The organism is Lewinella sp. W8, from assembly GCF_004375085.3.
GTDB lineage: Bacteria > Bacteroidota > Bacteroidia > Chitinophagales > Saprospiraceae > Neolewinella.
In genome coordinates this window covers 67,726-79,813 of sequence record NZ_SNAQ03000022.1, presented here as the reverse complement: position 1 = coordinate 79,813, position 12,088 = coordinate 67,726, and the positions used below count along the sequence as shown (strand labels likewise).

The 12,088-nt window shown below is 59.2% G+C and carries 8 protein-coding genes; 2 read left to right on the top strand and 6 right to left on the bottom strand.

What is annotated here, in order from left to right; translation table 11 throughout:
• Positions 1-93: 93 nt before the first annotated feature.
• The 4 genes from E1J53_RS20605 to E1J53_RS20590 all read right to left on the bottom strand — a co-directional run bounded on the left by E1J53_RS20605 (position 94) and on the right by E1J53_RS20590 (position 7,876).
• A complete protein-coding gene (locus tag E1J53_RS20605; protein ID WP_134269875.1) occupies positions 94-675 on the bottom strand; it encodes a UbiX family flavin prenyltransferase in 582 nt (193 codons plus the stop codon).
• Between the two features lie 123 nt (positions 676-798).
• Positions 799-3,423 (bottom strand): ATP-dependent chaperone ClpB, encoded by a 2,625-nt coding sequence (gene clpB / locus E1J53_RS20600; protein WP_134269876.1) that lies wholly within the window; start codon positions 3,421-3,423, stop codon positions 799-801.
• Positions 3,424-3,826: 403 nt separating this feature from the next.
• The gene (gene bshA, locus E1J53_RS20595) at positions 3,827-4,990 is read right to left on the bottom strand and encodes an N-acetyl-alpha-D-glucosaminyl L-malate synthase BshA (protein WP_134269877.1); all 1,164 of its coding nucleotides are present in this window, start codon (positions 4,988-4,990) and stop codon (positions 3,827-3,829) included.
• A gap of 90 nt (positions 4,991-5,080) precedes the next feature.
• Positions 5,081-7,876, bottom strand: coding sequence for a T9SS type A sorting domain-containing protein (locus E1J53_RS20590; RefSeq protein ID WP_134269878.1), 2,796 nt, complete (start codon positions 7,874-7,876; stop codon positions 5,081-5,083).
• A gap of 305 nt (positions 7,877-8,181) precedes the next feature.
• On the opposite strand from E1J53_RS20590, the gene E1J53_RS20585 reads away from it, so the two are divergent.
• Positions 8,182-9,087 carry a MerR family transcriptional regulator gene (locus E1J53_RS20585; protein ID WP_134269879.1) on the top strand — a complete coding sequence of 302 codons (906 nt, stop codon included), beginning with the start codon at positions 8,182-8,184 and terminating at the stop codon, positions 9,085-9,087.
• Positions 9,088-9,104: 17 nt separating this feature from the next.
• Here the strand turns inward: E1J53_RS20585 and E1J53_RS20580 are convergent, their stop codons facing one another.
• Positions 9,105-10,046, bottom strand: coding sequence for a M48 family metallopeptidase (locus E1J53_RS20580; protein WP_134269880.1), 942 nt, complete (start codon positions 10,044-10,046; stop codon positions 9,105-9,107).
• Positions 10,047-10,438: 392 nt separating this feature from the next.
• Between E1J53_RS20580 and rlmN the strand changes: the two genes are divergently transcribed.
• A complete protein-coding gene (gene rlmN / locus E1J53_RS20575; protein WP_134269881.1) occupies positions 10,439-11,497 on the top strand; it encodes a 23S rRNA (adenine(2503)-C(2))-methyltransferase RlmN in 1,059 nt (352 codons plus the stop codon).
• Between the two features lie 99 nt (positions 11,498-11,596).
• Here the strand turns inward: rlmN and E1J53_RS20570 are convergent, their stop codons facing one another.
• Positions 11,597-12,076, bottom strand: coding sequence for a DUF308 domain-containing protein (locus E1J53_RS20570; protein WP_134269882.1), 480 nt, complete (start codon positions 12,074-12,076; stop codon positions 11,597-11,599).
• Positions 12,077-12,088: the final 12 nt, after the last annotated feature.

The following is a 12,088-nucleotide window of genomic DNA, read 5'->3' as shown; positions in this document are numbered from 1 at the left end:
GCTTGCCCGCGGGGTTGCACCTTCGGCCCCCGGGATCGATGAATCTTCCCAAATTGTCGATGAATGACCCCGTCGGTCGATGAACGGCGGAAATTATTTGTCCTCTTCTCCCCAGCGGTAGGTTTCGGGCGGCGTGAATGCGGCCAGGTCAAGGACCCGGTCTACGACGGTCAGCGCCAGCTCCTCGCGGGTTGCTGCCCCGGAGTAGAAACTGGGGATGGCCGGACAGATAATGGCGCCGGCCTCGGTCAGGGCCGTCATGTTACGGAGGTGGATCAGGCTGAGGGGCGTTTCCCGCGGCACGAGGATCAGCCGGCGCCGTTCCTTCAGGACGACGTCCGCCGCCCGGGTGATGAGATCCTGGCTGATGCCCGCATTGATGCGGCCCAGTAACCCCATACTGCAGGGACAGATCATCATGGTGTCGTAGCGGGCGGAGCCGGAGGCGAAGGGGGCGTGAAAGTCCTTGTTATCGTAAAAATCAAAGGGATAGTCCTGCGGATCAAAGGCACCTAGTTCCAGCTCCCAGTTGTACTTCCCGTTGGCGGTCATGACCACGCCCACCTTGTCCCACTGATCGGACATGCTCACGAGCCGGTCCAGGAGACATTTGGCGTAAATACTTCCACTGCTGCCACCGATGGCCACGACAATTTTTCTGCTAGTTGCTTGCACGCCAACGGAACGGTTCAGGGGACTAATGGTTGTTGAAAACCAGTAGTTCACGGCCCGAAAAGGAGAAAGCGACGACTCCGTCTCCAGAGCCGCCGCCTATTCATAACACTATGAACAACATCTTTAAGCCGTTTCGGCAATACGCTCGTTTTCGCGCGCCTTGCGGAAGACGACTACATCGTCAAATACGTCAAGCACCATTTGGCTCCCGGCCTGAACGCTTCCTTCGAGCATTTGCTTGGAAAGCTGACGAAGGACCCGCTTTTTGATCACTCGCTTAAGCGGACGGGCACCAAACTCCGGACTGTAGCCTTCGGCGGCCAACCAATCCATCGCTTCTGGTGCTATACTAAGTATAATGTTTTGTTCTTCCAATTGTTCGCGAACTTTAATTAATTGTAACTCAACAATTTCGCGAATGTCTTTCCGGCTCAACGGTTTGAACATGACAATGTCGTCGATTCGGTTCAGGAACTCGGGTCGTACCGTTTGCTTGAGCAGGCCAAAGAGTTCCTCCTTCGTGGAGGCAACAATTTCGTCTTCGTTGTTGCCATCGATCTGACTGAACCGCTCCCGGATGATGTCCGATCCCATGTTCGAGGTCATGATGATGATGGTGTTTTTGAAGTTGGCCACCCGGCCCTTATTGTCCGTCAGTCGGCCGTCGTCCAGCACCTGCAGCAGGATGTTGAACACATCGGGGTGCGCTTTTTCAATCTCGTCCAGCAGCACGACGGAGTAGGGCTTACGACGGACGGCTTCGGTGAGCTGGCCCCCTTCGTCGTAGCCGACGTATCCCGGAGGCGCTCCCACCAGCCGGCTGACGGCGTGCCGTTCCTGGTATTCGCTCATGTCGATCCGGGTCATCATGTTCTCGTCGTTGAACAGGTATTCGGCCAGCGCCTTGGCCAGCTCCGTCTTACCGACGCCGGTAGTACCCAGGAACAGGAAGCTACCGATGGGGCGTTCCTGATTGCTCAGCCCCGTGCGGCTCAGGCGAATGGCGTCGGCTACGGCCTCCACCGCTTCCTCCTGACCCACTACCCGCTGGTGCAGTTCGTGCTCGAGTTGCAGGAGCTTGTCGCGCTCCGATTGTAGCATCCGGGTGACGGGGATGCCCGTCCAGCGGGCGACGATTTCGGCAATGTCTTCCGCGTCCACCTCTTCCTTGACCAGCATCTTGGCCGTCGTCTGCATGTCGGTGAGTCGCTCGTTGTAGCTGGCGAGTTCTCCCTCAATTTCGGGAATACGCCCGTAGCGGATTTCGGCGACCTTGCTGAATTCACCGGCCCGTTCGGCCCGCTTGGCTTCGTTGCGAAGCTCTTCTATCCGCTCCTTGGCCTGCTGGATGCCCAGCACAACTTCCCGCTCACTTTCCCACTGGGCCCGCAGGCCGTTGCGCTGTTCTTCCAGGTTGGCCAGGTCTTCGTTGATCCGGCTGATTTTATCGGCATCGTTTTCCCGCTTCACGGCCTCCCGCTCGATCTCCAGCTGTCGGATTTTACGCTCGATCTCGTCGAGCTCTTCCGGCATGGAGTTCATCTCCAAACGCAGGCGGGCGGCCGCCTCGTCGATCAGGTCGATGGCCTTATCGGGCAGGAAACGGTCCGAAATGTAGCGCTCGGAAAGTTGCACGGCCGCCACGATGGCTTCGTCCAGAATGTTGATCTTGTGGTGGGTTTCGTACCGCTCCTTAAGGCCGCGCAGGATGGAGATGGCGTCCTCTTCGCTGGGTTCGGCCACCAGTACCTGCTGGAAGCGACGTTCGAGTGCCTTATCCGTTTCGAAGTACTTCTGGTATTCCCCGAGGGTCGTCGCGCCGATGGCGCGAAGCTCCCCGCGCGCCAGCGCGGGCTTCAGGATATTGGCCGCATCCATCGCGCCCTGCCCCTTACCCGCACCCACGAGGGTGTGGATTTCGTCGATGAAGAGGAAAATCTGTCCGTCAGCCTGGGTGACTTCGTTAATCACCGCCTTGAGCCGTTCCTCAAACTCCCCTTGATATTTGGCCCCGGCGATCAGGGCACCCATGTCAAGGGAGTAAATGTCCTTATCCCGCAGGTCTTCGGGGACGTCGCCGTTGACGATCCGGTGCGCCAGTCCCTCCACGATGGCGGTCTTACCAACCCCGGGTTCTCCGATCAGGATGGGATTGTTCTTGGACCGGCGGGCCAGAATGTGCAGCACCCGGCGAATTTCTTCGTCCCGCCCGATGACGGGGTCCAGTTTACCGTTACGCGCCCGTTCGTTCAGGTTGACGGCATACTTTTCCAGGGAGTTGTAGCTGTTCTCCGCGGAGTTGGAGGTCACCCGCTTTCCCTTGCGCAGTTCCTCAATGGCCAGCTTCAACCCCTTTTCGTTTACCCCGGCGTCGCGGAGCACCTGAGCGGTCTGGTCACTGATCTTCAAAGTGGCGAGTAGGAGATGTTCCAGGGAAACGAATTCGTCTTTCATCTCCTTGGCCACCACGTTGGCGTGCTGAATTAATTCGGCGGCCGTCCGGCTGAGCATCTGCTGCCCCCCGGATACCTTCGGGTAGCCAGCCACAATACTGTCAATCGCCTGCCGGACGGCAGTGATGTTCGCCCCCATCTTTTTAAAGAGAAAGGGCGTAACGTTTTCATCAATCTCAAAAACCGCCTTCAACAAATGCCCGGGCTCAATGGACTGCTGCTGGTTACCCAGCGCAATTTCTCCCGCCCGCTGCAGTGCCTCCTGGCTCTTGATCGTGAAGTTGTTGAAATTCATAAATTTTATGCTTTGCGGTTTCGGTGCGAAACCGGTTTACTAATGGGAACCGGTTCCTAGATCGAACGCCCTCTGAGGGCATTCAAGTTTATCAACCAGTCGCCATTTAGCGCACAAAGCGCGTTCCCAAAGCAGTTGGTGGAAAATTTGTCAGGCAATTGAAGGCTTCGGGTGACTTTTTGTCGCGTATGGCGTGACCGCAGGTGCAGCGAAACGCAGTGGAGCGGAATCCTCGCGCGCTGCCGGGATGCAAGGAACGCAGTGGAGCGGAATCCTCGCGCGCTGCCGGGATGCAGTACGAGCAATTGGAGCGTAAGCTCCTTGTCTGGGCGGCGGGGAAGCAATGGGCTGGCGGGACTTAGCCAGGGCAAAGAGTTTCGATCAATCTCTTTTCACCCCTCCATCAGCAATCCGGCACGGGCTCGGTGGGGGTAACCTTGCTGTTCTCGATGACCTCGCGGTAGTAGGACTCGTATTTAGGAATCATTTCCTCGATGTCAAAGCGGGCGGCCTGGGCCAGGGCGCCGGCCCGGAACCGGCCGAGGGTCTGGTCATCCCGTAAAATCTTGAGGGCGTCTTCGGCCATTTTATCCACCATGCCCACCCCGGAGGTGTAGCCGGTCTCCCCGTCGATGTTTACTTCGGGAATACCCCCGACGTCGCTGGAGATGACGGGGACCTGGCAAGCCATAGCCTCCAGGGCCGCCAGCCCGAAGCTTTCACTGGCCGAGGGCAACAGGAAGAGGTCAGACACGGCAAGCAATTCCTCTACGGCATCCTGCTTGCCTAGGAAGCGAATGTCCTGACTGAGTTTCAGCCGGCGACTGAGTTCTTCACACCGGCTCCGCTCCGGACCGTCACCGATCAGCAGCAACTTGCTGGGGATCGCGTCGTTGACGATCTTGAAGATGTAAATGACGTCATCCACCCGCTTGACGGGCCGGAAATTGGACACGTGGATCAGAATGCGCTCTCCGTTGGGCGCAATGGCGGCCTTGAAGTGGTCCTTGTTGTTGCGTTGAAACCGCTTGAAGTCGATGAAGTTATAAATCACCTCAATGGGCCGACAAATCTCAAAATTATTGAGGGTGTCTTCCCGCAGAGACTTTGAAACGGCCGTGACCCCGTCGGATTTGTTGATGGCGAAGGTAATCGTGGGGGCGAAGGCGGGATTAGTACCCACCAGGGTGATGTCCGTGCCGTGGAGGGTGGTGACGAAGGGGACGTACCTCCCCCGGCTGATCAGAATTTTTCGGGCCATGTAGGCTACGGACGCGTGCGGTACGGCGTAGTGCACGTGCAACAGGTCAAGGCCGTAGTTCTCGACCACGTCCACCAGCTTGGAGGCCAGGGAGGTTTCGTAGGGGGCGTATTCGAACAGGGGGTAATCGGCGTTTCCGTCCACTTCGTGATAAAAGACGTTGGCCTGAAAGTGCCCCAGCCGCGCAGGACGCCGGTAAGTAATGAAGTGAATCTCGTGACCCTTACGGGCCAGACCGAGGCCTAACTCAGTAGCCAAAACACCACTTCCACCGTAAGTGGGATAACAAACAACACCGATTTTCATAGTAGAGCTGGAAACGTCCTGAAATAAACCCCGCGAAGCAATCTTTACTTCGCGGGGTTATTTCAAAATGCCCGAAGGGGGGATTAAGTTCTATCGGCGAATCACCCGCAGCGTTCGGCTGGCGTCAACCGTCCTCAACTGGAGGAAGTACAACCCGGCCGGATAGGCACTCAGGTCAAGGGGAGCATCCAGCCGGACGTTACGGCCAAAATCAAGCACCCGCAGTTGCCGTCCGGTAACGTCCATCAGGATGATCGAAAGCGGCGCGGCCTCTTCCAGCTGAAGTTGGACCAGAAGCATCCCCGACGTTGGGTTCGGGAATACCTGAAGGTCCGCCAGAATGCCCTCCGGATCGTCGGTGTCCACCGTCAGGTCAATGTCGAAGCGGATGGTATCCGTACAGCCCAGGACGTCGGTCACCACCACCTGGTAGGGACCACGGGCCAGCCCGTCAAGCGTTTGCTCCGTGTCTCCGGTATTCCAGTCGAAGGTATAGGGAGGCGTACCCGCTCCGGGGAAAATGGTTGCCGCCCCGTCGGTAGCCAGGCGGTCGGTCACAGCAATGACGTCAGCGGTCAGGCTCAGGCTTTCCGGGCAGCGGACGATGTTGATGTTGTCGAAATCCACGGTGACTTCCCCGGACTCCCGTTCGAGGTAAAAACCGAAGCGAGCCAGGCCGTTCGCACTGGGCGTTACAGCCACCGCGTAGGTTCCGGCTACGAGGGTGTCGATCTCGAAGATGTCGGTGGAAACGTCACAGAAGTCCACGTCGATCCGCAGGCTGACGATTCCGTCACCCTCCAGGGCCACGTCGAAGCGCAGGGTGTCCTGGGCGGATAAATCTCCGTAAGTGGCCGTGAAGAACAGCATCGTGGAGTCCGTGTCGTTGAAGGTGTCGTAGAGGGTGACCGAGGGGCTGCCCGCTCGCTGGCCGATGACCGCGTCGCCGTCCAGCGCCCAGCTGTCGGGTAGTTGTCCGTTCTCGAAGTCTTCGTAGAAGGGCAGCTCCATGATGCCGGGGAAGCTCAGGAAGGTGGTGTCGTTATTGAGCTGGACGTCGCCGGCGATGCTGACCCAGGCCGTGATGCCGTCGGGGAAGGCCCCGCCGTTGAGCGGGTCGGTAAAGGTGAAGGTAGACTGCTCACCCGGCAACAGACTGCCCGGGAAGGGCTCGCTGATGATGTCCGTGCCGTTGAGGGTGTAGTTCACGGTAAAGTCGCTGGCGATCGTGGTGCCGAGGTTGACGACGGTGAAATTGAGGTTACTGTTGTCGAAGGCGATGCATCCCGCGTCCAGGCCCGCCTGCAGGGCGGCCAGGTTGATCTCCGCCCGCTCGCCGATGCTGACGGCGTCGACGAGCACGCCCTCCAGCACGTCACTGCGTCCGCTGCTGAAGACGTAGCGCAGCTGAATTTCGTTACCGGCGGCACCCGAGAGCAGCTGGGCGACCATGGACGGCCCGTTGCCGAAGCCACCGTCACCTTCCCACCACTGGTTGCCCCGGTCGTTGTACCAGCGGATGTCGGCGGGACTGGTTTCCACTCGTCGCCAGTTCTCCCCGCGGTCGGTGGTCATCTCCAGGTACACCTCATCGAAGTTTTCCTCGGTTTCGATGTACATTATGGCGGAGAAGAGCGGGTCTTCTTCCATGTCCGTCAGGTCAAAACAGGGGCTAATGAGGTAGCTCTCTTCGTTGTTGAAGTAGTTGCCGCGTAGGTTGGTTACCCAGGCGCGGGAGCCCTGGGGCGCCCGGTTGATGAAGGTGCCCTGGGGTGTTCCCCACTGCCAGCTGACCGGCCCACGACCCGCGCGCTCTGCCCGCCAGAATCCGTCGTTGTTTTCGAAGTTCTCGACGTAGGGGAATTCCGTGATTACCGGCACGTGGCGGACGATGATGCTCAGGGTATCGTTCGTGGGGTCCTGATCGCCTTCGAGTTCCGTCCAGAGCTTGAATTCGTAGTCTCCCGGCGTGGTGAGGAAGGCACGGACGTCGAAGGTGAAGAACTCAATGCTGTCCACCCCAACGACGCCGGTGAAGATGCCGTCGGCGGGGCGGCTGACGCCGCCGCCGTTGCCGTTGATGGTGAAGTCGACGTTGAAGAATTGCTGCGGAGCGCCCCCGTAGTTGCGGATGCCGATGGTTACTTCCTCGCTGCCCAGGTCACAACCCGTCATGGGCGACATCAGCTCGGCGATGCCCACGTCTTTCTCCTTCTGGGTAACGATCTGGAAGGGGCCACGGCGCACCGTCGTATCGTCGCTGGCCCGGCAGATGGTGCTGAGCCAGAAGGTGTACAATACGTCAGACTCCAGGTCGTTGATGCGCAGGAAGGTGTCCTGGGTCGTCAGGCTCTCCCCGTTGGTGGAGACTTCGGGGTCATAGTCCCCCGTGCCGTACTCGAAAAGGTAGACCGGATCGGCCGCACTGCTACTCGGCTGGAAGTTGACTTCCGCGGAATTGAAGCGGACCCGGGAAAAGACAATGCTGGCGGCGGGCGGTGGCGCACAGTCCACGCAGGCGGCGGTGAAGCTGAACACGTTGGTGCTGTTTTCGGGGGCGGTGTCGGCCCGGAAGATCAGACTGTCGGCGTTGTTGAGGATGGAGAAACTGGTTTCCTCCGGGAACGGGCCGCGTGCGTAGCCCAGCACCACTTCGTCGCCGTTGTTTACGTCAAAAAAAACCGAAAAGGAACGCCCTTCCCCCAATTCCTCAGTGAGGGTGTAGGTGCTGGGAACTCCGGCAACGGTAATGGTCAGTTCGCCACCGTTCCATCCGTCTTCCGAAACGAGGTCTTCCATGAGCAATTGGTAGCGACAATCCTGGGCCCTCAATCCGCTGGCAAAGCAGATCAGCAGGAAGAACAGCGGTAAAAGACGGTTGAGCATAATTTTAGGTTTAGGCTGAAAGCCGTGATGTTTGGGTTGAACGAGGCGCGGGCGCGGAGCGCAGGTGCCGGGTCAAGGCGGTGCTGCCAGCCGTAGGCCCGGGATCAATCACCAGATACCCGGAAATGCGGCGCTATATTGTTACATTGCATCCTGCGGTCACGCCCGAATCAAGTTCGGAGGCGAAAAATAGCCAAAAGCGAATAAAGAACCCGTGTCCGGCGCACTGAACTATTCTGGAAGACCGATGTTAGTCCCCCGGCTTCCATTTCTGACAAGTTTAAATACCCTCCTAACCCCGCATTTTGGCCGTTTACTCCATTAGTGATCTCGAAAAGCTTACCGGCATCAAGGCGGCCACGCTACGCGCGTGGGAGCAGCGGTATGCGATCGTGACACCCAAAAGAACGGCTTCCAACATCCGCTACTACCTCGACGAGGACCTCCGCGAATTACTCAACGTGGCCCTGTTGAACAAGAACGGCATGCGCATCTCGAAGATCGCCAAGATGCCGTCGGATGAGCGGGCCGAACGGGTGGCGGCCATCAGCTCCATCAACGTCAGCGCCGATACCCAGCTGGACGCCCTGACCCTTTCCACCGTGGAGATGGATGAATTCAAGTTCAGCCACATCATCGACACGAACATCAAGCAACGGGGCTTCGAGGAAACGATGCTGGAGGTGATCTACCCCTTTCTGGATAAACTCGGCGTGCTCTACTTCACGGGCTCGGTTACTCCGGTACAGGAAGCCTTCATCGGGAACCTAATTCGCCAGAAGGTGATCGCGGCTACGGATGCACTACCGCCGCTCAAACAGCGGCGGGGGCCGACCTTTGCGCTCTATCTGCCCGAAGGCGAACGCCAGGAACTCAGTTTACTCTTCGTTCAGTATCTGCTCCGCAAGCGGCAGTTCTCCACCCTCTACCTGGGGGGAGACGTGAGCGCCGTGGACCTGGCGGATGCCGCCCGCTGCACCCGCATCGATTACTTGTTCACCATCCTGTCCAACGCCTTCGTCCACGAACCCGTGGAGGCCCACGTGGAGAGCGTGCTGACGGGCTGCCCGGACGCCACCCTTCTCCTGACGGGCTACCAGGCCTCCCTGCACGATTTTTCGGAATTTGATCGCGTAAAGATCGTCGGCGGCCTCGATGAAATGATGACCTTCATCGGTGCCCTGCACGGAGCCGAAGCCGTTTCCGACTAGGGATTTCATTTCAGTTTTTAGTGGTGCTTCAGGTCGGAAAAGGCGGCCAGGGAGATGATCTGCCAATCGTTGAGGCAGCGTTCTACTTCGGCGGGGTGGATGGCGGCGATGGCCGCCAGGGTCGTGCCGTGATCTTCCCGGGGGAGCAAATCGCTGTAGTACTCCGGAAAGGCCTTCCGCTCGGCGTCGGAGGCCAGGGTCGGACTCAGTTGGATGGCCCGACTGGCGTTACTCCAAACCTCAAAGCCCAGTCCCGCCTCGAAGCAAAGCTGCTCCAGCTGGCGAATGCTTTTTTCGTCGCTGGTGTGCAGCAGGCAACTGAAGGTCTGGTAGGGAGACCGCTTGAGGCGGTCCAGCGACTGAAAAATGGGTACCCGCCGGCGTTGCACGACGTTGGTTCCCCGCTGGGAACGGCGGTCGTAGAGCATCAGGTCACGGTAGCGCATGCCGCTGGCGGGGTGGGGGATGCTCAGAATGCGCCCGCGGGCGGCGTCGAGGGGCTGCATCCAGAGGATTTCGTAGCCGTCGGGGGTGCGAAGTTCCAGCCCCAGGGGCTGGCCGAGTGGCACTTCCCTGAACCCGAATTTTCCCCAGACGGTAGCGGCCACCCGTTTCCGGCCGAGGGCGATGGCGGCCAGACCGAGGTGCCACCAGGCCTCCCGGTCGTCGGCGTCGAGGGCAACGGTCTTTTTCCAGTAGTGGAAGGCGGGCTTCCATTCTCTGCGGCGGTGATAAATCTTGCCCAGCACGGCAAAGGAATCGGGCCAGTCGGGCACCAGCCGCCCCACCTTCTTGAGCAATTTCACGGCCGTGTACACGTCCCCCACCTTATCGTAGCGGAGCGCCTCCTCGTAGAGGGCCCAGTGGTTAGGATCGTTCAGTTGGCCGTGAGACAATGCAGGAGTAATTTTTCTATTCGTGAGGGTGAAGGTAACGTACCAGACGGATTGAAGTTGCATATCCTGGCCGGCAATTCTGACGGGTGAATCCGTTTTGGAAAGCTGGCGGACAGGGGAAAGTAGTCGCTAGGTCCTTTTTTTAAGGGCTTATTTTTTACGGACGGGGGAGCGTCATGGGTGAGGAACATACTTTTTCGGACCACCCGACGGTTTTCCGGGAATTTCTTTCGCCCTATCTTTGCGGCCGTTTTACAACTGCCTAAGTTTTTGGGTGTTGTATCGAAAATGTGGGGCGACGGGGCGCAGGTGCCATGGTATTCCCAATGGGCATCGCACATAATGCATGCCCACGAAACCGTAGAGACAAGGCATGCCTTGTCTCTACGGTTGCGGCCCTTAACCTAACACGCTGCACCTGCGCCCCGTCGCCCAATTGATTACAAGCATTATCCATGTCTGCCTCTACCGCCACCACACTAACCGATATCCGGAGCCTTTCCCTCGAAGAGCTCACCTCCGCCCTCGTGCTGATGGGCGAACGGCCCTTCCGTGCCAAGCAGGTCTACGAGTGGTTGTGGAAAAAGGGCGCCCGGAATTTCGACGAGATGACCAACCTCTCGCTGGCCCTCCGGGAGCAACTCAAGGCACAGTTCAGTTTTCCGGTCATGACGCTCGACAAACAGCAGCGGAGCCTGGACGGCACCATCAAAAACCGCTTCCGGCTGCACGACGGCCACCTGATCGAATCGGTGCTGATTCCCGTGGAGGCCGACGACCGGTTTACCGTCTGCGTCAGCAGCCAGGTGGGGTGCAGCCTCACCTGTACTTTTTGCGCCACGGGCCGCATGAAACGACTGCGCAACCTGACGGCCGCAGAAATCTACGACCAGGTCTTCCTGGTCAACGAGCAGTGCCTGGAGGTCTACGGCAAGCCCCTGACCAACATTGTCTACATGGGCATGGGCGAACCCCTGCTGGCCTTCAACTCCGTCCTGGGCAGCATCGACCGGATCACCTCCCACACCGGACTGCACATGGCCCCCCGCCGCCTGACGGTCTCGACCGCCGGCATCGCCAAGATGATCAAAAAACTCGCCGATGCGGACACCAAGGTCAACCTCGCCCTGAGCCTCCACGCGGCCGACGACGAGAAGCGCAACGAGATCATGCCGATCAACGAGACCAACAACCTCGAGGTGCTCATGGAATCCCTGGAATACTTCTACGCCAAAACCAAAAAGCGGATCGGCTACGAATACATCACCTTCCAGGACTTTAACGATACCCTCGAAGACGCCGAGCGCCTCTACCAGATCTGCCGGCGGGTACCCAGCATGGTCAACATCATCGAATACAACCCGATCGACAACGCCCCCTTCCGCAAATCCACCGAGCACCGCATCGACGATTTTGCCACCTACCTCCGCGACCGGGGCATCATGGTCACCGTCCGTCGCAGCCGGGGCAAGGACATCGACGCGGCCTGCGGGCAGCTGGCGAATAAGGAGTAGGGGGAACACTTAATTAGCGAGGGCCCTGGAAGGGTCCTCCTACGTGAGCGAGGTCTGCAGACCGTTCGCAGAACGGACCAGGGCCTCTGCGATCATCGCCTACCGCCCGGCTACCTCCGTCAGTACCCGCAACAATTCCTCCTGTTTTCCCCCGTCGGCCACCAGGTAGATGGGCAGCATGGTTTCTCCGCCCACGTGGCTGATCTTCAGGTCCCGGACGTTCACCCGCTCGACGGACTGAATATCCGCCAGCGGCAGGCTCTCCTCTCCGTCCTGCTGGCAGAGGTGCCAGCGCAGGGTGTCTTCGCCCACGCGAACGAAGCGGTCTTCGGCGCCGTCGCTGGCGTTGGCCATGCGGTAGCCAAAAACCGCCAGCGCCAGACCGACCACCAGGTACCCGACGCCAAGGATCAGTTCCCACCAGTGCGGATCGGCGTCCCCCCAGTGGGTGAAGTAGCGGTACAATTCAACGGTGGCGGCCACGAGCAGCAACAGGGCGCCAACGAAGACGATAAAATGACGCCAGCGGTCGGTGGTGGCGGCATTGTGGGCCGAGTGGTAGCTGTAGCGGAGCTTCATAGGGCTCAAGGT